Raw genomic sequence first — 22,234 nt, forward strand, 5'->3', positions numbered from 1 at the left:
GTTCGCCGTTTTGTTTTGGCGACTTTAATAATATATCACGCTGAAGCACTAGAGTCAATAGCTTTCTTTAACTTTTTTTAAAAACATTTCATTGTGAAACATTTCATCGTGCTAACAGTTTATATTGTGCTGTTTCTGAGACAGCTTGATTAGTTTACCACGGTTACCAACCCATGGCAATACCTAAATTAAAAAAGCTTCTATCCTATGATAAAAGCTCTTCTATAAAGAGATCGTTGCGGTTTTTAAGTGCGATGATATCACCGTTTGTTTCTAACTTGATCATTGGTCGTGTCGGTTGGCTTTCTTCTATAAAGACGATCTCACCGATATCATAGTTTGTAAGTCTAACACGGCTGCCCACTGATAAGGTGGAAAGACCCGCTATCATAGCTTGCATAACTTGATGATCAAATTTCCCAAACTGATCTTTCATCATCATCTCAAGCACTTTAAAAGGAGACTGCTTGCTTCGATATGGTCGTTCGGCAGTCATGGCTAAGTAAACATCAGCAACTGCTAGAACTTTACTAAATGGATGAAGCTTGTTTCCTTGAACTTTTAAAGGATAGCCTGACCCATCTGTTCGTTCGTGATGTTGAAGGACACCGAGAAGAACACCTTCTTTAATAGAGGGAATCTTTTTCAGCATGTTGTAGCCTTGAATCGTGTGTTTCTTCACTTCATCAAATTCAGCTGTCGTTAATGACCCGCTCTTTTTTAATAAAGTAGGCTGGACTTTTGCCATGCCGCAATCGGACAACACGCCTGCTAGGCCGATCTGTATGCAATCTCCGCTAGAGAAGTTTAACTTTTTAGCCAGGAACGTGCTAAGGATGCCTACTGCTATTGAATGGTGGTACATATAATCAGCACTCGTAGCGTAGTGGTGTAGCAAGAGGATCTCTTTCGGTACACTCGATCCTTTCTCTAATACAGGAAGAACACTCTGACGTACTTCGAGCATATCGACCCCACTGCCAGATTGCCAGTTTGTAAACAATTGCTTATAACGTTTTACCGTTTGCATATATAGCGCTGGAAAAGAAAGCTCTTCTTTTTGAGGCACTTGGGTATGTATTTGTTCTTCAGATATCGTCGCATCACTTCTATGATTCAGTGAATCTTTTACTCCACGTGTTGTGTTCACACCGAAAGTTGACTCATTCAACACATCTATCTCTTCGATCTGAAAACGAGTAAGTACGCGCAGATGCTCAACATTCAATCTCGTGTTTTTATTGACGATCGGCTGATTAGTCATCGAGAAGACATCCTGAACCAGCATCTGCCCGGCCTTAGCTTGACTCGTTTTTATCTTCATACAAAAAAGCTCCTTTTATTTGGAAGGTCATAATTTTATTTTACATATAAAAAAGAGGAAAATGTAGATACATTTTCCTCTTTTTAGAAATTATTCGTTATTCTCTTCGTTTGTGTCTGTTTCTGGAGCTGTTGTTTCTTCAGCAGGTGCTATACCTTCTTCACCTTCTGTAATGATTGGGTTACCTTCTTCATCCAGCAACTCATCCGTTTCTTCTTCACGTTCTACAACAGCTACTGTTGCTACGTGATTCGTATCATTCATAGTCATCAATCTAACACCTTGAGTGTTACGTCCCATTTGGGAGATGCCTGAGATGTTCATACGAATGATGATTCCTTTTGCTGTAATGATCATAAGGTCTTCTTCGTCCGTTACAGTTTTAAGCGTAACAACTGGACCGTTCTTTTCAGTGATGTTTACGGTTTTAATTCCTTTACCACCACGTGACTGAAGACGGTATTCACTCATAGGTGTACGTTTTCCGTAACCTCTATCTGTAACGATCAAGATATCTTGCGTCTCATCTAAGACTTCCATACCTACAACCGCATCGTCATCACCAAGAGTGATCGCTTTAACACCCGTTGCTGTTCTACCCATTGATCGAACATCTGTCTCTTGATAACGAATCGACATCCCTTGTTTCGTTCCGACGATGATATCTTTTGTTCCATCTGTTAAACGAACGCCCATCAGCTCATCTTCTTCACGAAGGTTTATCGCAAAAAGACCACCTTTACGGATGTTGCTATAAGCTGATAACGGAGATCGTTTCGTGATTCCTTGCTTCGTCATGAAGTTAAGGTAGATCTCATCACTTTCCATGTCTTCTACAGGTATTACAGCAGAGATCGTTTCACCTTGCTCGATCTGCAGCAAGTTGATGATCGGAATTCCTTTTGCTGTTCTGCCGTATTCAGGAATCTCGTAGCCTTTTAGCCTATAAGCCTTCCCTTTATTCGTGAAGAACAGGATGTAGTTGTGCGTATTTGTCGTAAACAACTGTTCAACAAAGTCATCCTCACTCGTGCCCATTCCTTGGATCCCTTTACCACCACGACGCTGTGAGCGGTAAGTAGAGATCGGAAGGCGCTTGATGTAGCCTTTGTTCGTTAATGTAATTACGATATTTGAACGAGGAATCAGATCTTCGTCTTCAATACTATTAAATCCTACAGAGATGATCGTACGTCTAGGGTTGTCGTACTTCTCTTTGATCTCGATAAGCTCTGTACGAATGATCTCAAGAATTCTTTGTTCATCTGCAAGAATCGCTCTCAATTCCGTGATTAAAGCAACAAGATCATTGTATTCGTTCTCGATCTTGTCTCGCTCTAAACCTGTCAAACGCTGCAATCGCATATCTAAGATAGCTTGAGACTGCTCGTAACTTAATTCAAACTTCTCCATTAAGCCTTCACGTGCAAGGTCCGTTGTTCTTGAAGCACGGATAAGTGCAATTACTTCATCTAGATGATCCAGTGCGATACGAAGACCTTCTAGGATATGAGCTCTTGCTTCTGCTTTTTTAAGATCAAATTCCGTACGGCGACGGATGATGACTTGCTGATGCTTCAGATAATGGTACAAACATTCTTTGATGTTAAGAACTTTTGGATGTCCATCAACAAGTGCAAGCATATTGATACCAAAGCTTGTCTGTAGTGCTGTCTGTTTATATAAATTATTTAAAATAACATTTGCATTCGCATCACGGCGTATCTCCATCACGATGCGCATACCGTTACGGTCAGACTCATCACGAAGATCCGTGATCCCTTCAATCTTTTTATCACGAACGAGCTCAGCGATCTTTTCGATCAAACGAGCTTTGTTTACTTGATAAGGAAGTTCCGTTACGATAATCGCTTGTTTTCCGCTAGGCATCTCTTCGATTTCAGCTTTTGCGCGGATAATGATAGAACCTCTTCCAGTTGTGTAAGCTTTGCGAATTCCTTCACGTCCTAGGATTTCACCTGCCGTTGGAAAGTCTGGGCCTGGAATAATTTCCATGAGTTCAGGAATCGTGATATCCGGATTTTCACTTACTGCTAAAATTCCATCGATGACTTCACCTAATTGATGCGGCGGAATGTTCGTTGCCATACCAACCGCGATCCCTGCAGCACCGTTAACGAGCAAGTTCGGAAAACGAGCAGGTAATACAACCGGTTCTTGTTCAGATCCATCATAGTTATCTTTGTAGCCGATCGTATCTTTGTTGATGTCTCGTACCATTTCCATGGCGATCTTAGACATACGTGCTTCTGTGTAACGCATCGCTGCCGCTGCATCGCCGTCGACTGAACCAAAGTTACCGTGACCATCGATCAGCATGTGGCGGAAGTTGAAATCCTGTGCCATACGAACCATCGTGTCGTATACAGCAGAGTCACCGTGAGGGTGGTACTTACCGATTACTTCACCGACGATACGAGCAGACTTTTTGTACGCTTTATCAGCCGTCATGCCAAGATCGTTCATCGCATAAAGGATACGTCTGTGAACAGGCTTTAATCCGTCACGCACATCTGGCAAAGCTCGGCTGACAATAACACTCATGGCATAATCCATGAACGATGCTTTCATTTCCGTACTAATATTAATTTCTTTAATCCGGGAACGTTCCATTTCAGACATTCATTTTACCTCCATAACCTCTTTAGAACAGGTTTTTAAAGCCCCCTAATTCGGCTCTTAAACGCACCGAAACTGGACCTTGTCCAGCTTCAGTATCTCTTATGTTCAGCTTTTGCAATGTTTACCGCTAAGCATTTTATATGATTATTTACTTTAAAGTAACTGCTTACCGCAAGCGTGCCTCACTTATATATCTAAGTTCGTCACATATTGTGCGTTTTCTTGGATAAAGTCACGGCGCGGTTCAACTTTGTCACCCATTAAGATATCGAACGTTTCATCAGCTGCCATCGCATCTTTCATTTCCACTTGCAGCAATGTACGTGTCTCTGGGTCCATTGTCGTTTCCCATAACTGAGATGGATTCATCTCACCTAGACCTTTATAACGCTGAAGCTGAGGCTTAGGCACTTGCGGAAGTTCAGCTAGCAACTTTTCAAGTTCTTTATCGTTGTAGGCATACTCTATACGTTTACCTTGCTGTATCTTATAAAGCGGAGGCTGTGCGATATAGATATAGCCGTGTTCAATAATCGGACGCATATATCTGAAAAAGAACGTTAGAAGCAACGTACGGATATGTGCACCATCGACATCGGCATCTGTCATGATGATGATCTTGTGATAACGTGCTTTTGTTATATCAAACTCATCGCCGATTCCTGTTCCTAAAGCCGTGATGATCGCACGTACCTCGTTATTTGAAAGGATCTTATCTAGTCGTGCTTTTTCAACGTTGATAATCTTACCGCGAAGTGGCAAGATCGCTTGGAAATGACGGTCACGTCCTTGCTTTGCCGAACCACCGGCAGAGTCACCCTCAACCACATAGATCTCAGAGATGCTTGCATCTTTAGAAGAACAGTCTGCCAGTTTACCAGGCAGTGACGATACTTCTAACGCACTCTTACGTCGTGTTAGTTCACGTGCTTTTTTAGCAGCAACACGCGCACGTAGTGCCATCATCCCTTTTTCAACGATTGATTTCGCAACGACCGGATTCTCGAGCATGAAGGATGAAAACGTCTCTGAGAAGATAGATTCTGTAATCTGTCTTGCTTCAGAGTTTCCGAGCTTCGTTTTCGTTTGCCCTTCGAACTGAGGATCAGGGTGTTTGATTGAGATGATCGCTGTTAGTCCTTCACGAACGTCTTCACCTGTTAAGTTCGTATCATTGTCTTTGAACAGATTGTTCTTGCGGCCATAATCATTGATCACACGTGTTAGTGCTGTCTTAAACCCTGACTCGTGCGTACCGCCTTCATGTGTATTGATGTTGTTCGCGAACGAATAGATGTTGCTTGCGTAGCTGTCGTTGTATTGGAATGCGATCTCAACCGAGATGCCGTCCTTTTCCCCTTCAACGAAGATCGGTTCTTCATGCAGCACTTCACGCGTACGGTTGATGTGCTCTACATAAGATTTAATCCCGCCTTCATAGTGGTATTCCTTTACAACTGGCTCTTCACCACGTTTGTCTTCAGCAATGATACGAAGACCACGGTTTAAGTATGCCAGTTCACGAATACGGTTTGAAAGAGTAGGGAAATCATATTCTAATGATTCAGTAAAAATTTCAGGGTCTGGTTTGAAGTGAGTACGAGTACCTGTTTTGTCAGTTTCGCCGATAACTTTAAGATCTGCAGTCGGCACGCCGCGTTCATAAGATTGATAGTGCAGTTTCCCGTCACGAGATACGGTAACTTCAAGCATCGTAGACAAGGCATTAACAACTGAGGCACCAACACCATGCAGTCCGCCTGATACTTTATAACCTCCACCACCAAACTTTCCTCCGGCATGGAGAACCGTCATGATAACTTCTAGAGCAGGTCTTCCCATTTTTTCATGCATACCTACTGGGATACCACGTCCGTTATCTACTACCGTGATGCTGTTGTCTTCTTCAATCGTAATTCGAATCGTGTCACAATGACCCGCTAAGGCTTCATCGATCGAGTTATCGACGATTTCCCATACAAGATGGTGAAGACCGCGTACGTTCGTAGCACCGATATACATCCCTGGACGTTTACGGACGGCTTCAAGACCTTCAAGTACCTGGATATTACTTTCATCATAATTTTGCTGTTGTTCTAACTGTTGTTCAGTCGTCAATTCGTTCACCTTCATTCCGGTTTAAAAACGCTTTATTTATAAAACCTTTATTTTATATTCCAGCCATTTTCAAGTTCGAGGCGATCAGAGGCTCTCTTTTTTAACGTAGAGGCAGAAAGAGGAGATAGATAGATCGTTTTATCTGTAATGATTACAGATTTTGCAGCATTTCCGCTTAAATCGGTCAGTGTCTGATTGTTCTCATGCTTTTTAAGAAACTCTAAAGCTAACTCAGAAGCCTTTAACGCATTGATATCCAATATCGCCAGCACATCTTTTGAATGAATAACTTCTTCATCACCTAAATGCAGAAGCAATGTCCTCACCTCATTTCAAACGTTCTATAGAGCCTGCGTGAACTTTGTAAGTTGCGGCTTTCTCAAGTGTTTCGTGGTGTATCCCTTCCACACTAGTCGTTGTAACAAAGGTTTGTACTTTACCTTGAATCGTATTTAAAAGATGCGATTGTCTGAAATCGTCTAGTTCAGATAACACATCGTCCAACAATAGTATCGGGTATTCTCCGACTTCTGAATGAATCAGATCAATTTCAGCGAGCTTTAAAGAAAGAGCAGTCGTTCTTTGTTGTCCTTGAGATCCGAATGTCTGCACGTCTTTTCCGTTCACTGAAAAAAGCAGATCGTCCCGATGAGGACCAAATAAAGAAGTTCCTCGGTCAATCTCTTTTTCTTTTATTTTACCAAACTTTAGATGAAACGCTTCTATCATTTTCGACAAGTCGAGCTCATCGCATACCTCTATAGTTGGTTTGTAATGAATTTTTAGAGTTTCCAATCCTCTCGATATCCCGTGGTGGATCGGTTCTGCCCAACTTTGAAGCTTTTCCATGTATTTCATACGTTTCAACGTCACTCTGGCTGCTTTATCAATAAGCTGTTCGGTTAAGATCTCGAGCATCGTCATGTTTTGCTGACTTTTGTTGCGATACATCTCTCTTAATAAAGAGTTTCGCTGAGATAAAATCTTTTGGTACACAGAAAGGTCATTTAGATAAACCGCGTTAACCTGTCCGATTTCCATGTCAATAAAACGACGACGCACCTGTGGACTGCCTTTTACAAGATTAAGATCCTCAGGTGCAAACATAACCACATTTAGATGTCCAACGTAATCGGTTAACCGTCGTTGTTCAATGCGGCTGATTTTCGCTTTTTTTCCTTTTTGTGAGATGACGAGACTTAAATCAAAAGAACTGTTTCTCTTTTTGATGCTACCCTCTATTTTAGCATATTCTTCGTCCCAAGATATCAACTCTTTATCTTTTGCTGTTCGATATGATCTTGCCATGGCCAAAACATAGATGGATTCCATGACATTTGTTTTTCCTTGTGCATTCTCACCTAGAAAAACATTGACCTTATTCTCGAATTCCAGAGATTGTTCTTTATAGTTTCTGTAATTCCTAAGCTGAAGCTTTTCAATATGCAAAGGGATACCCCCTATTCCGTTGTTACCTTGAACTCTCCTACTTCTGGAATGGACACGACATCACCCGCATATAGTTTCTTACCTCGGCGTGTTTCATGTTCTCCGTTCACAAGAACTTCATGTTCTGCTAAATACCATTTTACCATTCCTCCCGATTGGATGACATCGGTAGTTTTCAACAGTTGTTGAAGGGTGATGAATTCAGTGTTGATCTTTACGTTTTCCATTTTTTAAAAAACCTCCTGGTTGTTGCTTATTGCTTTGAAAGTGATTGATTTGCACTCCAGGTTGCTCGCTTTCCGCGGGGCAGGCGGTGAGCCACTTGCCGCTATGCGACATTAAGTGTCTCACCTGACCGCTTGTCCCGCAGGAGTCTCGCACCTTCCACTACGATCAATACTCGATGATGTGAAATAAACAAAATTCAAAAATAAAATTCATAAAATCTGTTGTGAAAATATTAGTAAAAACATCTCACTCTTACTAGTTTCTCCAAAAAACGGTGGACTTAGAAAGAAAAGAAAGCCACCGGTGATTCCGGCAGCTTTATATTTTAGTAAGTTCTTACAGGCAAGATTAATTGGCGGATCGAATCGTCTGATACGGGTTGGATAAGAAACGGTCTCATCGCACCTGTAAACAGGATGCTGATCTCCGTGCAATCCATCACTTTTAGAGCTTCCATCACATATTTTGCGTTGAATGAGATTTTCAGCTCTTCTCCCTCAATCTCCTCTGCGATCATGTGTTCAAATACTTTACCGATCTCTGGAGAATTTGAAGAAAGTTCGATTGTTTGGTTATCGAGTGTTGCTAGTTTCACGACGTTGTTTCTTCCTTCTCTAGCTAATAAGGAAGCACGGTCGATCGCTTGTAAGAATTCCTTCGTCTTCAACACGAATGTAGTCTTGCTCTCTGAAGGAATCAGTTTTGAAGTATCCGGATAGTTACCGTCTAATAATCTTGAGAACAATAAGATGTTTTTAGCTTTGAACAAGATCTGATTGTTCGTTACAACGATTTGAACCTTTTCAGCATTCTCATCAAGAATCTTTGAAAGTTCGTTCAAGCTCTTTCCAGGAATCACGACGTTCTGGAAGGAAAGCTCTTCACTTTGAGAATCAATCGGCATTTTTCGTTCAGCCAAGCGATGACTATCTGTTGCAATACAGTTTAGAACACCGTCAGTTAACGTCCAGTTAACACCTGTTAGGATAGGGCGTGTTTCTGAGGTGGACACCGCAAAGACAGTTTGGCGAATCATTGCTTTCAACAGATCACTTTGGATCTCAAAGACTAAGTTCTCTTCGATCTGCGGTAATCTAGGGTATTCTTCAGGATCTAATCCTAAAAGGCTAAATTCAGAAGCGCCTGAGCGTAGAGTTGTTTCAAAACGCTCACCTACTTCAATCTCAACAGAATCATTCGGAAGTTTTTTAACGATCTCTGAAAAATAACGAGCCGGAAGTACAACACTTCCTTCTTGCTTCACTTCGATATGTACTAGATCCCCTTCTTCAACCGGTATCAGTCGTTCAATTGAAATATCAGAATCACTACCAGTCAGATGAACACCGTCATACGTTACTTCCATTTTGATTCCCGTAAGAATCGGAATTGTCGTTCTAGAAGATACAGCTTTCATTACATCTTGAACAGCTTCAATCAACTGGTTTAACTGAATCTTAACTTTCATTATTTTGCCCCCCTGATATTTATTAAAATCTTTTAAAAAAATAGTAGTAATAGTACTAGGCGCTGTGAATGTGTGGATAACCCTAGAAAACAAAGATAGAACAGCCTATCCACATGTGGACAGACTGTGTATAAAGTAACTGCAGTTATTCACAGTATTCAGTGCGCTTATTTAATTCGATTTAAGCTGATCGTGAATTTCTTGCACTTTTCTTTGCAAAACATGATCGGTAATCAGCATAGTAGAGATCTTTTCATGAGCATGAAGTACCGTTGTATGGTCTCGACCACCAAATTCTTCACCAATCTTAGGTAAAGAATTATCTGTTAGTTCACGAGAAAGATACATCGCGATCTGTCTAGGAAAAGCTACAGACTTTGTTCGTTTCTTCGCTGTGAAATCTTCTAACTTCACATTGTAATGCTTGCCAACTACTTCTTGTATATGATGAATGGTCAATGTTCTTGGCTTTGCAGAAGGAATTATATCGCGAAGTGCTTCTGCTGCAAGATCTGCATTCATATCTTGGTTAATGAGAGATGAATAAGCGACAACGCGAATAAGTGCTCCTTCTAACTCTCTAATGTTCGTATCGATCTGATTCGCTATATAAAGCATCACTTCGTTTGGAATATCAAGGCCTTCTGCTTTTGCTTTTTTACGCAAGATTGCGATACGCGTTTCTAAGTCAGGAGGTGTGATATCCGTAATAAGTCCCCATTCAAAGCGGGAACGAAGTCTGTCTTCTAATGTCGGAATCTCTTTTGGAGGTCGATCACTAGAGATGACAATCTGCTTGCTTTCTTCATGAAGTGCATTAAACGTATGGAAAAATTCCTCTTGCGTTTGTTCTTTTCCTGCAAGGAACTGAATATCATCTATTAAAAGCACGTCCACACTGCGAAATTTGTTGCGGAACTCAACCGTTTTATTGTCACGAATCGAGTTGATGAACTCGTTCGTAAATTTTTCGGAGGATAGGTAAACGACCTTCGCCCCAGGATTATGTTCCAATACATAATGGCCGATCGCATGCATTAAATGCGTTTTTCCTAATCCAACGCCCCCATAAATAAATAGCGGGTTATAAGCTTTTGCTGGTGCTTCAGCAACAGCTAATGATGCGGCATGAGCAAAACGGTTTCCAGAACCGATAACGAATCGGTCAAATGTATATTTTGGATTCAACATACTTTGAGAAACTTCTTCGTGAGGCTCGTTTGCTGCTTTTGGGGCTTTTTTCATGGAAAGTTCCAGATCTAAGTCTAGTTCTGTCTGATTTTGTGGAATGATGAACTTTACGTCAAGTGCTGCTCCTGTTACGTCCAGCAGCGTCTCAGAAATGATACCTGCATATCTGGATTCCAGCCAGTCACGGGCAAACTCATTTGGCGCAGTAATGACGAGCGTATCATTTTGTAAAGCATGTGCCGTTGTTGATTTTAACCAAGTCTCAAAGCTAGGCTTACTGACTTTTGTTTCGATCGCAGCAAGTGCTTTGGACCATAGGTCGTTTATGTTTTCCAACCAATTTACCCCCCTTATCTCTTTCGAATCATCCTATTTCAGCAGTCATTTCCCTGTTGTATAAGAATTGTACACCCAGTGAATACCTATGAATAAAAATAAAAAGTCCACACCTTATGTGAATGATAATTAATATAGTAGATAATAGGATTATGAACAGTAAAACCATGTCTGTGGACAACCTTTATAACAGCTTTTGATAACTGTCCACAAGTTTATCCACAGGTTGTGAATAACTTTATTAGCAGTGCAGGTTGTTAACGAGTTAAAACACAACAAGCATATCAAAAATAATCAGGCTTGGCAACGAGTTATTGTTACTTATCCACAACGCCCATACCTTGTGTAGAAAAGTTGTCCACAACACTAGATTTTGTGTAAAACGTGTCGATAATTGGTGTGGATAATGAAAAGTATGTCGAAAAAGATGTCCACAGGTTAGGTCGTGAAGATTTTGGTGAAGCTTGTAGAAGGATCATATGGAGTTATTTTGTTGTCCTGCGATAATAGGGAAGCTGCGGTGGATCGTTAGCTCTGCAAACTTTGGTTTGATTCTAAAAGAGTGTTTTGTTTCTATTTACTTCGTTGGTTTGTTGATTGGAATGGAAGGTGCGAGACTCCTGCGGGACAAGCGGTCAGGTGAGACACTTAAGGGCGCAAAGCGGCAAGTGGCTCACCGCCTGCCCCGCGGAAAGCGAGCAGCCTGGAATGGAAATCAACTACTTTCAAGAACTTCACTAGCATTTCGAAACAGAGATCATCACTTTCAAGGGCAAAAAACTTGCAAAAAAACACAAACTTAAAATCCAGCTTGACAAATTTATGGGTCAGTCATTATACTTTATTAGACTGTCTTTTATAAGAGATATCCTCAGGGAGGTGTAATATACATGAAACCTACATTTCAACCAAACAACCGTAAGCGTAAGAAGGTACATGGTTTCCGTGCACGTATGGCTACTAAGAACGGTCGTAAAGTTCTAGCTCGCCGTCGTCAAAAGGGAAGAAAAGTGTTATCCGCATAGGCCACTGACATCAGTGGTCTTTTTTTACTTTTATAGAGAGAATTTTGCTCACTCCGAGTCCGTATTTTCTGTACGATGTCGTTTTTTCGAAGTAAAAGGTTTTATATGAACCAAACAGGCCGATACTGGGTGATGATCGAAACAAAAAGACTTTGGAATGAGATTGCATAATTGATGGAGTGTTAAATGAATGAAGAAAGAACAACGCATCAAAAAAAATGAGGAATTTCAAGAAGTCTTCAAAAAAGGAAAATCAACGGCTAATCGCCAATTTGTAATATACAGTTTAAGAAAAGAAGATCAGCCTGTTTTTCGCATCGGTCTTTCTGTCAGCAAAAAAGTTGGAAAAGCTGTTACGAGAAACAGAATTAAACGATCAGTTAAAGAAATCTTCCATAAATATAGTGAACAGCTACTCTCAGGCAGGGATTACGTGGTTATCGCGAGAATACCTACTGCTAATATGGACTTTCACGAGATGGAAAAAAGTCTGCTTCATGTTTTGAACAGAGCGAACGTTTTAAAAAAGAGGGTGTAAAAAAATGAGATCCTTATTTATAGGGATTATTCGTTTTTACCAGCTATGGATTTCCCCGCTAACACCGCCTTCATGCCGCTTTTATCCGACCTGCTCGCATTACGGTATAGAAGCTTTCAGGCGTCACGGTGTATTTAAAGGAATGTGGCTAACTTTTGTCAGAATTTCAAAGTGCCATCCTTTTCATCCCGGAGGCGTTGACCTCGTGCCTGAAAAAAGGGACAATAAATAATTGAGATAAGATTTATGATTTTAAGGAGGATAAGAGTGTGCGTAAGAAAATAGGTTTACTGATTGCCCTTTTCGCACTCATGGCTGTCCTATCTGGATGTGGATCGATGAATGATCCCATTACTAGTGACAGCACTGGAATTTGGGACACATATTTTGTATATCCGTTATCATGGTTGATCACATACTTTGCGACCTTAACTGGTGACAACTACGGATTAGCGATCATTATCGTAACATTGATCATCCGTACAGCGCTTCTTCCATTAATGATTAAGCAAACACGCAGTTCAAAAGCGATGCAAGAGATCCAACCTGAAATTCAAAAGCTTCGTGAAAAGTACAAGTCAAAAGATGCGAACACTCAACAGAAGTTACAGCAAGAAACAATGGCGTTATTCCAGAAGAACGGAGTTAACCCGCTTGCTGGATGTTTACCTTTATTGATTCAAATGCCGATTCTTTTAGGTTTTTACCATGCGATTATGCGTACGGGTGAAATCGCAAACCATAATTTCCTTTGGTTTGACTTAGGAGATCCGGATCCGTATTATATCTTACCGTTAGTAGCCGGTATAACGACATTCTTACAACAGAAGATCATGATGGGCGGAATGGACAACCCTAATCCGCAGATGAAGATGCTTTTATACATCATGCCAGTTATGATCGTTGTATTTGCGATTAATTTCCCAGCTGCACTATCTCTATATTGGGTGATCGGTAACATATTCATGATCGGACAGACATATTTCATTACGACCCCAATGAAAAAGAAAGAAAACCAAGTTGATGGGGGAGCTAAAAAGTGAAAAAGGTACAGGTAACAGGGAAAACGGTTGAAGAAGCAGTAGCAGCAGCACTAGAACAACTTCAGACTTCAAAAGATCAAGTAGAGATATCCGTTCTTGAAGATTCCAAAAAAGGTTTCTTTGGACTTGGCGGGAAGCCAGCAGTTGTTGAAGTAACAGTGAAAGCTGATCCTGTTAAATCCGCGATCGACTACCTTAAGGATGTTACATCCAAAATGGGAGTGCCCGTTACCATCACACAGCGACAGGAAAATGATCATCTTGTGCTGGATTTATCCGGTGACAAAATTGCGATTTTAATTGGAAAACGTGGACAAACGCTTAATGCGCTTCAGCTTTTAACGAATATGGTTGCAAATTCTGATCCTGCAAGCAAGCATGTGAAAATTGTGCTTGATGCTGAAAACTATCGTACCAGAAGACAGGAATCACTCGAGCGATTAGCTGAGCATTCTGCACAAAAGGTATTTTTTACGAAGAAAAGCTTTGCTTTTGAGCCGATGCCTGCTAATGAACGAAAAGTGATTCATTTAGCACTCAAAGAAAACAGAGATGTTGAGACTACGTCTGAAGGGGTAGAACCTTTTCGTAAAGTCGTTATCCGCCCAACATCCTCAAGCAAAAGATAAAAAAGCTTCAGAGGTTTATCCTCTGGAGCTTTTTGTTTGCGTCATCTAATAGCTACTAATCTTAAGTTAATGGCACGAGCACATTTAAACTCGTTTTAAGGCTTGATTTCAGCCACGTTTTCTTTACTGTGAGCACATTATGCGATACACTATTTTTTATTGTGGATATTTATGTCCATTTTTACTAAAACCTTATCACAGTAAGTATTTAAGGCCATACTAAAGGTAATTTATATAGAGCGAAAGTAAAGAGGAAAGCCGAGGTGAAACAACAATGGAATTTGATACGATCACAGCGATCTCTACTCCGATGGGAGAAGGTGCGATTGCGATCGTTCGTTTGAGCGGACCTGACGCAGTAGCCATTGCAGATAAAGTGTACAGCGGGACAAAACGTCTCTCTGAAGTTGATACACATACGATTCATTACGGAAAATTGATTGATCCGAAACTCGATCAAGCGGTAGAAGAAGTGATGATCAGCGTCATGCGTGCACCACGAACGTTTACGCGGGAAGATGTTGTTGAGATTAACTGTCATGGAGGGTTAGTTTCTGTGAACAGAGTTCTTCAATTGATTCTTCAGCAGGGAGCGCGCTTAGCTGAACCAGGAGAATTCACGAAGCGAGCATTCTTAAACGGCAGGATTGATCTATCTCAAGCGGAAGCGGTCATGGATTTGATCCGTGCGAAGACAGACCGTGCGATGAACGTAGCCCTCAACCAGATGGAAGGCCGTTTATCTTCACTCGTTATGCGTCTTCGACAAACGTTATTAGAAACAATCGCCCATGTAGAAGTGAACATCGATTATCCAGAGTATGATGCAGAAGAGATGACTCATTCTTTATTGAACAACAACCTTTTGACTGTAAAAAAAGAAGTGGAATCGATACTGCAGACGGCAAGTCAAGGGAAGATCCTTCGTGAAGGGTTGTCTACGGCGATCATCGGAAGACCGAACGTAGGTAAGTCCTCACTCATGAATGCACTCGTTCATGAGAATAAAGCGATCGTAACCGATATTGCGGGAACAACACGTGACGTTATTGAAGAGTACGTGAACGTAAGAGGTGTTCCTTTAAGACTCGTTGATACAGCAGGGATTCGTGAGACGGAAGACATCGTTGAAAAGATCGGTGTTGAAAAATCACGTAAAGTATTAAAAGAAGCAGATCTCATTCTGCTAGTTATCAATGGGAATGAAGAGCTCTCACTTGAAGATGAGAACTTGTTCCGTGCAGCTGCAGGACTCGATAAGATCGTCATTATCAATAAAACAGATCTTGAACTGAAAGCAGATATGAATCGAATAAAGGAACTATCAGAGAATTCACCCGCTATCTCAACATCTTTAGTAAAAGAAGAGGGAATCGATGAATTAGAGCAAGCGATCGCAAACCTGTTCTTTGCAGGCGGAATTGAAGCTAATGACTTAACATACGTATCCAACTCAAGGCACATCGCACTTCTGCAGCAGACGATTCATCATATCGATGAAGCACTCGGCGGCATTGAAGCGGATCTACCTATAGATATGGTACAGATTGATATTACAAGAGCTTGGGAGATACTCGGAGAAATCATAGGAGACACGGTTTCAGAAAGTCTGATCGACCAATTGTTCTCTCAATTCTGTTTAGGAAAATAAATAAAGGAGGAAAAAAACGATGGGATATAAAGCAGATACGTTTGATGTGATCGTAGTCGGTGCTGGACATGCCGGTGTTGAAGCGGCACTTGCTTCTGCACGTATGGGCGCTAAAACATTATGTTTAACGTTGAACTTAGATACAGTCGCCTATATGCCGTGTAATCCGTCAGTAGGCGGGCCGGCTAAAGGGATCGTCGTTCGTGAAGTTGACGCACTTGGCGGAGAGATGGCACGCAACATCGACAAAACACACATTCAAATGCGTATGCTGAACACAGGTAAAGGGCCAGCGGTACGTGCACTGCGCGCGCAAGCAGATAAATACCTGTATCAGCATGAAATGAAAAAAACGATGGAAAACACAGAGAACCTTACGTTACGTCAAGGGATGGTAGAGCGTCTGATCATCGAAGATGGCGTATGTAGAGGTGTTATCACAAAAACCGGGGCGGAGTATGCGGCAAAAGCGGTCGTACTAACAACCGGAACGTACTTAAGAGGGAAGATCATCATCGGAGAGCTCGCATATGAGAGCGGACCGAACAATATGGCTCCTTCAATCAACTTGTCTTATCATCTGCAAGAGTTAGGCTTTGATATGGTGCGTTTCAAAACAGGAACACCGCCGCGCGTTAATAGCAAAACGATTGATTATTCAAAAACAGAAATTCAGCCTGGTGACGATGTACCTCGTGCTTTTTCTTATGAAACAACCGAGTACATCACAGATCAGCTTCCGTGCTGGTTAACGTATACAGGTGACGAAACGCATCAGTTGATCAACGGAAACCTTCATCGTTCACCGATGTATTCAGGAATGATCGAAGGTACTGGACCGAGATATTGTCCATCGATCGAGGATAAGATCGTCCGATTCAATGATAAGCCAAGACATCAGATCTTCTTAGAGCCAGAAGGACGCAACACGGAAGAAGTATACGTTCAAGGTCTTTCAACAAGTCTTCCGGAAGATGTACAGAAGCGAATTTTAGCAACGATTCCTGGTCTTGAAAAAGCAGAATTGATGCGTGCAGGATATGCGATTGAGTATGACGCGATCGTTCCCACACAGCTTTGGCCATCTCTTGAGACGAAGCGCGTGAACGGTTTGTTTACAGCAGGACAGCTGAACGGAACGAGCGGATATGAAGAAGCGGCGGGACAAGGACTTATGGCGGGAATCAACGCTGCGTTAAAAGTTCAAGATAAAGAGCCACTTGTGCTCGATCGCTCTGAAGCGTACATCGGAGTATTGATCGACGATTTGATCACAAAAGGAACGAACGAACCGTATCGCCTTCTAACATCACGTGCGGAGTACCGTTTACTGCTTAGACACGACAACGCAGATCTGCGCTTAACGAAAAAAGGTCATGAAATCGGACTGATACCAGAAGATCGTTACGAACGCTTTGTAGAGAAGAAAGCATTAATTGCGCAGGAAATAGACCGACTCGAGCATGTTTCGATCAAACCGAACGAAATCGTGCAGCAAGTTCTTGCAGAGTCACAATCGACTCCGTTAAAAGAACCAATGTCGGCAGCTAGCTTGTTAAAGCGCCCTGAGATCACATATCCGGTCATTCATAAACTCGTACCAGCAGAAACTGCCTTACCGGAAACGGTGATGGAGCAGGTTGAGATTCAGGTGAAATATGCAGGATATATCGATAAACAGCTCGCGCAAGTAGAAAAGATGCGCAAGATGGAAAACAAAAAGCTTCCTGTAGATCTTGATTACATGGCGATCAACGGACTAGCTACAGAAGCAAAACAAAAACTTCACGAAGTTCGGCCTCTTTCTGTCGGGCAGGCATCACGTGTATCAGGGGTAAACCCAGCAGATATCTCTATTCTGTTGATCTATCTCGAACAAGGTAAACTGGCGAAGATCGCCCGTTGAGGGGGAACGTGAAAATCATGAATATAGAATTGTTTCAAACTTCCTTAAAAGAAAAGGGAGTCGAATTATCAGAAAAGCAGCTATCACAGTTCGAAACGTATTATAACCTGCTCGTTGAGTGGAACGAAAAAATGAATCTTACAGCGATCACAGAAAAAGAAGAAGTGTATTTGAAACACTTTTATGATTCTGTGACGGCAGGTTTTTATTTTAATTTCAAGCAAGACATTACGGTGTGTGACGTTGGAGCTGGAGCTGGGTTTCCAGCCATACCACTAAAGATTGCATTTCCAGAGATCAAGCTAACAGTCGTTGATTCTCTGAATAAACGCATTGGTTTTTTACAGCACGTAGTAGATGAACTTGGTTTGGAGGATGTTTCTCTGTATCATGACCGTGCAGAAACATTTGCGCACCGTCCAGAGTTTAGACAGACGTTCGATCTTGTGACGGCTCGTGCGGTTGCTAGACTGTCTGTTTTATCAGAACTTTGTTTACCACTCGTGAAAATTGGTGGGCACTTCTTGGGAATGAAAGGTGCTAACCTTCCTGAAGAAGTGAGAGACGGAGAAAAAGCAGTCAAACTTTTAGGCGGCAGAGTTAAAGATATTCATTCGTTCGTATTGCCGATCGAGGAGAGCGAACGCAATATCATTGTGATTGATAAAGTAAAAGAAACACCAAAGAAGTTTCCTCGTAAACCAGGAACGCCAAACAAATCTCCTATTTCATAATCTGATGCTGTGTTTCTATGTGAAACACAGCTGTTACATAAAAGAAAGATTTTTACAGACTTGCAGGATTATTGAACTAGAGAGAAGAATTAGTTAACAGGCAGATTACAAAAGGTGGTGTATTCGCATGAAGCATCCTTTTTCACGTTTATTCGGCATCGGCGAAAAGAGCCAGCAAACCTTAGATCCAGAACCAGCTGAAAAAAACGACAACGAAGAAGTACTTCAACTTCCGGTTCAAAGAATCATACCCAACCGGTTTCAGCCTCGTACGGTTTTTATAGATGAACGAATTGAAGAGTTATCACAGACGATCGAAGCTCACGGAATCATTCAGCCCATCGTCGTTCGAGGTATCGGCGACGACAAATACGAGCTGATCGCGGGCGAACGTAGGTGGCGTGCTGTCCAAAAGCTCGGGTGGGAAAAGATTCCTGCGATCATTAAAGAGATGGACGACTCGCAAACGGCTTCTGTAGCACTTATCGAGAACCTTCAGCGAGAAGAGTTAACCGCTATTGAAGAAGCGATGGCATATGCTAAGCTTCTAGAATTGCACGGACTTACACAAGAAGGCCTTGCTCAAAAGTTAGGGAAAGGTCAGTCTACCATTGCAAATAAGCTGCGTCTGTTAAAGCTTCCGCAGTCTATTCAAGATGCACTTTTGCAGAAAAAAGTGACAGAACGTCATGCTCGGGCATTGATCGTTTTGAAATCTCCTGTAAAGATGGAGGCCGTTCTCCAAGAAATCATCGAAAAGCAATTGAACGTGAAGCAAACAGAAGAACGTGTGAAACGAATGATCGAATCTGAAACAGCAGAAAAGAAGCCTCAATCGCGTCGTAAATCCTATAGCAAAGATATGCGACTAGCGATCAATACGGTCAGACAATCGGTTGACATGGTCGTGCAAAGCGGGCTATCGATCGATACTGAAGAAGAAGAGCATGAGGAGTTCTATCAGTTCACGATTCGCATTCCGAAAAAATAAAAAGATAAGGCCATCAGCTTGAATGGGAGCTGGTGGTTTTTTTGTTGGCTTTTTGAGTGCTGAGGGCCGGACCAAGTAATGCTCAAATGGGATGGGTGTGGGGTATCTGGTTTTCTGTGATTGTCGATTGATGTAGACTCGCGGATAAACAGGAAAAATTCGCTGGATTATCGCCAAAACTCGCGGAATTAAGTCGAAAATTTCTTGAATTGATGCTAGAATTTGAGGGATTTTTAGGTGGAATACCCCTCTCCGTATAGGTGGTAATCAGTTTCTGAAGCCTAAAAAGCCATTTCTTCAATTCTTTCTAATTTAAATTCCTGAAGTGGTCGGATTTTAGAAGTAATAAGTTGAGAACCGGACAAAATAAATCCTTCTTTTTCTATAATTCCGTACGTCATTTTATTTTCTTCGTGATAGAATAATAGATAATGAATGTTTTTAAGTGAGGTAGGTGACAACGTGGCCAAGACCATTGCAGTAGCCAACCAGAAAGGCGGAGTCGGAAAAACGACTACGTCGGTCAACCTTGGTGCATGCTTAGCATATTTCGGTAAAAAAGTATTGCTCGTAGACATAGATCCTCAAGGGAACGCAACAAGTGGTGTAGGTGTAGATAAAGGGGATATTGACCAATGTATCTACAACGTTCTTGTTGAGGATGTGGAAGTTAAAGATGTAATCGTCGAGACCATCTGTGAAGGTTTACATATCCTCCCGTCGACGATACAGCTTGCTGGAGCCGAGATCGAACTCGTACCCACGATCTCTCGTGAAGTTCGGTTAAAAAGAGCGTTAGAAAAGGTAAGTTCCAATTATGATTTTATTATTATTGATTGCCCGCCATCATTAGGGCTGCTTACCATTAATTCATTAACGGCTTCTGACTCAGTCATCATACCTGTACAGTGTGAATATTACGCACTAGAAGGATTAAGCCAGCTTTTAAACACAGTACGACTTGTACAAAAACACTTAAATACCGACTTGATGATTGATGGCGTGCTGCTTACTATGCTCGATGCACGTACAAACTTAGGTATTCAAGTTATTGAAGAAGTAAAAAAATATTTTCAAGATAAAGTGTATGAAACAATCATACCAAGAAACGTCAGACTATCAGAAGCGCCGAGTCACGGGAAACCGATTATTATTTATGATCCAAAATCCCGAGGTGCTGATGTTTATTTAGATTTTGCGAAGGAAGTGATCGGCATTGGTGAAAGGGTTAGGTAAAGGGCTGCATGCCTTCTTTCCTCCAACAGAGGCAGGAGAAGAAGAGCAGATAAAAGAAGTCAGTATATCAGAGCTAAGGCCAAATCCGTATCAGCCCCGAAAAGTTTTTGACCAAAAAGCCATTGAAGAATTAAAAGAATCTATTATCGAACATGGCATTCTTCAACCAATTGTTGTACGGAAAAGTATTAAAGGATTTGAAATCGTTCTAGGGGAAAGACGATTCCGCGCAGCTTCAGAAGCCGGATTAAAAGAGATCCCTGTAATCGTAAAAGATTATGACGAACAAAAAATGATGGAAGTTGCTCTTATTGAGAACTTGCAACGGGAAGATTTGAATCCTGTTGAAGAGGCTCAAGCGTATCAGAAGCTGATGGAACACTTAAAACTCACGCAAGAAGAGTTAGCTTCCCGCGTTGGGAAGAGCCGTCCTCATATCGCAAACCATATTCGTTTGCTTCAGCTTCCAAAACCTGTTCTTGAACTTTTATCCAACGGACAACTATCAATGGGGCATGGACGAGCACTGCTCGGTCTTAAGAAAAAGACGAAGATGCAGCCAGTCGTTGAACGGGTAATGAATGAAAACTTAAACGTGAGACAGCTTGAAAAATTAATCTCTGATATTAATATGAATGTTTCACGTGGAACAAAGAAAAAAACAGTACCAGCGAACGTTTTCTTCCAAGAAAAAGAATCTTCATTACGAGATCGTTTTGGTACTTCTGTTTCGATTAAGAAATCAAAACGAAAAGGTAAGATCGAGATCGAGTTCTTTTCACAAGATGATCTAGAACGCATTTTAGAACTGTTAGAAAAGTAAGCAGAAAACCATCGCTGAGGTGGTTTTCTTTTTTGGTATTTCTAAAAGAGTTTTGATTAACAGCTTAGCACTATTGATTCAATTGAAAGTATGCACCTTGATTCTTTCGTTATAGTAATCAAAGAGGAACTGCTTAGATAGGAGAGCATAAAAAAAATGTCACTGTTAGGAACGATAGTAAACGGTATTGCCATTATTGCAGGAAGCTTTTTAGGATTATTTTGGACAAATATTTCTGATCGTTATAAAGATACGATCTTACAAGCGATGGCTTTGGCTGTTACGATTTTGGGAATCGGAATGGGGCTGAAGAGTGAACAGTTCTTAATCGTGATCGCAAGTTTAGCGGTCGGCGGCGCTCTCGGTGAGTGGTGGAATCTTGAAGAGCGATTGAACGCGATCGGAAAGTGGCTCGAGACGAAGATAGGGAAGCAAGACAAGGGATCGGTTGCTACCGGTTTTGTGACAGCGACACTTGTTTTTGTTGTTGGAGCGATGTCGATCGTAGGTGCTCTCGATAGCGGGCTAAGACAACAGCATGATGTTCTATATACAAAGGCATTGATCGACGGATTCTGTGCGATTCTATTTACTTCAACGCTTGGCATCGGAGTCATGTTCTCTGCCATACCCGTCGTTTTATACCAAGGAATAATCGCCTTGATGGCTACACAGATTGATCGCTTCGTTTCTCAAGAATTGATGGACGCCTTGATTGTAGAGATAACGGGAACGGGTGGAATCATGATCGTCGCGATCGGACTGAATTTGCTTGGCATCACTAAGATTCGTGTCGCGAACCTTCTCCCGGGTCTACTCATCGCAACGATTTTAGTTTTTATCGTTGAAAAATGGGAAAGTATTTTAGCGTTCTCGCAAGGATTGATGTAACAAAAGCCGC

Annotated in this window: 21 protein-coding genes; 13 read left to right on the top strand and 8 right to left on the bottom strand. The window is 41.6% G+C overall.

Features of this window, described 5'->3' with window-relative positions; genetic code table 11:
- Positions 1-205: 205 nt before the first annotated feature.
- From IHV10_RS17960 to dnaA, 8 genes are all read right to left on the bottom strand, one after another.
- Entirely contained in the window at positions 206-1,324 is a 1,119-nt protein-coding gene (locus tag IHV10_RS17960) for an HD-GYP domain-containing protein (protein ID WP_197132720.1), read from the bottom strand.
- A gap of 90 nt (positions 1,325-1,414) precedes the next feature.
- A complete protein-coding gene (gene gyrA / locus IHV10_RS17965; RefSeq protein WP_197132722.1) occupies positions 1,415-3,967 on the bottom strand; it encodes a DNA gyrase subunit A in 2,553 nt (850 codons plus the stop codon).
- A 186-nt stretch (positions 3,968-4,153) separates the two neighbouring features.
- A complete protein-coding gene (gene gyrB, locus IHV10_RS17970) occupies positions 4,154-6,100 on the bottom strand; it encodes a DNA topoisomerase (ATP-hydrolyzing) subunit B (RefSeq protein WP_197132725.1) in 1,947 nt (648 codons plus the stop codon).
- A 32-nt stretch (positions 6,101-6,132) separates the two neighbouring features.
- The gene (gene remB, locus IHV10_RS17975; protein WP_066399572.1) at positions 6,133-6,402 is read right to left on the bottom strand and encodes an extracellular matrix regulator RemB; all 270 of its coding nucleotides are present in this window, start codon (positions 6,400-6,402) and stop codon (positions 6,133-6,135) included.
- A gap of 10 nt (positions 6,403-6,412) precedes the next feature.
- A complete protein-coding gene (recF, locus tag IHV10_RS17980) occupies positions 6,413-7,534 on the bottom strand; it encodes a DNA replication/repair protein RecF (protein WP_191755494.1) in 1,122 nt (373 codons plus the stop codon).
- An 11-nt stretch (positions 7,535-7,545) separates the two neighbouring features.
- Positions 7,546-7,761, bottom strand: a complete 216-nt coding sequence (gene yaaA, locus IHV10_RS17985; protein WP_066399568.1) for a S4 domain-containing protein YaaA — start codon at positions 7,759-7,761, stop codon at positions 7,546-7,548.
- A gap of 326 nt (positions 7,762-8,087) precedes the next feature.
- The gene (gene dnaN / locus IHV10_RS17990) at positions 8,088-9,230 is read right to left on the bottom strand and encodes a DNA polymerase III subunit beta (protein WP_066399565.1); all 1,143 of its coding nucleotides are present in this window, start codon (positions 9,228-9,230) and stop codon (positions 8,088-8,090) included.
- 171 nt (positions 9,231-9,401) lie between these two features.
- Positions 9,402-10,757 (bottom strand): chromosomal replication initiator protein DnaA, encoded by a 1,356-nt coding sequence (gene dnaA / locus IHV10_RS17995; protein ID WP_066399562.1) that lies wholly within the window; start codon positions 10,755-10,757, stop codon positions 9,402-9,404.
- A gap of 479 nt (positions 10,758-11,236) precedes the next feature.
- Between dnaA and IHV10_RS18000 the strand changes: the two genes are divergently transcribed.
- The 13 genes from IHV10_RS18000 to IHV10_RS18060 all read left to right on the top strand — a co-directional run bounded on the left by IHV10_RS18000 (position 11,237) and on the right by IHV10_RS18060 (position 22,224).
- Positions 11,237-11,560, top strand: a complete 324-nt coding sequence (locus tag IHV10_RS18000; RefSeq protein WP_197132729.1) for a hypothetical protein — start codon at positions 11,237-11,239, stop codon at positions 11,558-11,560.
- Positions 11,561-11,647: 87 nt separating this feature from the next.
- Positions 11,648-11,782 (top strand): 50S ribosomal protein L34, encoded by a 135-nt coding sequence (rpmH, locus tag IHV10_RS18005; protein WP_007201576.1) that lies wholly within the window; start codon positions 11,648-11,650, stop codon positions 11,780-11,782.
- Between the two features lie 190 nt (positions 11,783-11,972).
- Complete coding sequence (rnpA, locus tag IHV10_RS18010) at positions 11,973-12,320, top strand: ribonuclease P protein component (protein ID WP_066399560.1); 348 nt, start codon at positions 11,973-11,975, stop codon at positions 12,318-12,320.
- A 4-nt stretch (positions 12,321-12,324) separates the two neighbouring features.
- Complete coding sequence (gene yidD, locus IHV10_RS18015) at positions 12,325-12,552, top strand: membrane protein insertion efficiency factor YidD (RefSeq protein WP_082861542.1); 228 nt, start codon at positions 12,325-12,327, stop codon at positions 12,550-12,552.
- 37 nt (positions 12,553-12,589) lie between these two features.
- Positions 12,590-13,363 (top strand): YidC family membrane integrase SpoIIIJ, encoded by a 774-nt coding sequence (gene spoIIIJ, locus IHV10_RS18020; RefSeq protein ID WP_197132732.1) that lies wholly within the window; start codon positions 12,590-12,592, stop codon positions 13,361-13,363.
- A complete protein-coding gene (jag, locus tag IHV10_RS18025; RefSeq protein WP_197132735.1) occupies positions 13,360-13,992 on the top strand; it encodes an RNA-binding cell elongation regulator Jag/EloR in 633 nt (210 codons plus the stop codon). The genes spoIIIJ and jag overlap by 4 nt, the downstream gene beginning before the upstream one ends.
- Positions 13,993-14,266: 274 nt before the next feature.
- Positions 14,267-15,643, top strand: a complete 1,377-nt coding sequence (gene mnmE / locus IHV10_RS18030; protein ID WP_197132737.1) for a tRNA uridine-5-carboxymethylaminomethyl(34) synthesis GTPase MnmE — start codon at positions 14,267-14,269, stop codon at positions 15,641-15,643.
- 19 nt (positions 15,644-15,662) lie between these two features.
- Positions 15,663-17,549, top strand: coding sequence for a tRNA uridine-5-carboxymethylaminomethyl(34) synthesis enzyme MnmG (gene mnmG / locus IHV10_RS18035; RefSeq protein WP_197132739.1), 1,887 nt, complete (start codon positions 15,663-15,665; stop codon positions 17,547-17,549).
- 17 nt (positions 17,550-17,566) lie between these two features.
- A complete protein-coding gene (rsmG, locus tag IHV10_RS18040; protein ID WP_197132740.1) occupies positions 17,567-18,283 on the top strand; it encodes a 16S rRNA (guanine(527)-N(7))-methyltransferase RsmG in 717 nt (238 codons plus the stop codon).
- 127 nt (positions 18,284-18,410) lie between these two features.
- Positions 18,411-19,274 (top strand): nucleoid occlusion protein, encoded by an 864-nt coding sequence (gene noc / locus IHV10_RS18045; protein ID WP_197132742.1) that lies wholly within the window; start codon positions 18,411-18,413, stop codon positions 19,272-19,274.
- Between the two features lie 462 nt (positions 19,275-19,736).
- Positions 19,737-20,510 (top strand): ParA family protein, encoded by a 774-nt coding sequence (locus tag IHV10_RS18050; RefSeq protein ID WP_191755486.1) that lies wholly within the window; start codon positions 19,737-19,739, stop codon positions 20,508-20,510.
- The gene (locus IHV10_RS18055; RefSeq protein ID WP_197132744.1) at positions 20,491-21,333 is read left to right on the top strand and encodes a ParB/RepB/Spo0J family partition protein; all 843 of its coding nucleotides are present in this window, start codon (positions 20,491-20,493) and stop codon (positions 21,331-21,333) included. Before IHV10_RS18050 ends, IHV10_RS18055 begins: the two co-directional genes overlap by 20 nt.
- 156 nt (positions 21,334-21,489) lie before the next feature.
- Complete coding sequence (locus IHV10_RS18060) at positions 21,490-22,224, top strand: DUF554 domain-containing protein (RefSeq protein ID WP_137791313.1); 735 nt, start codon at positions 21,490-21,492, stop codon at positions 22,222-22,224.
- Positions 22,225-22,234: the final 10 nt, after the last annotated feature.

Origin of the sequence: Fictibacillus sp. 5RED26 (assembly GCF_015903895.1) — a bacterium.
Classification (GTDB): Bacteria; Bacillota; Bacilli; order Bacillales; family Fictibacillaceae; genus Fictibacillus; species Fictibacillus phosphorivorans.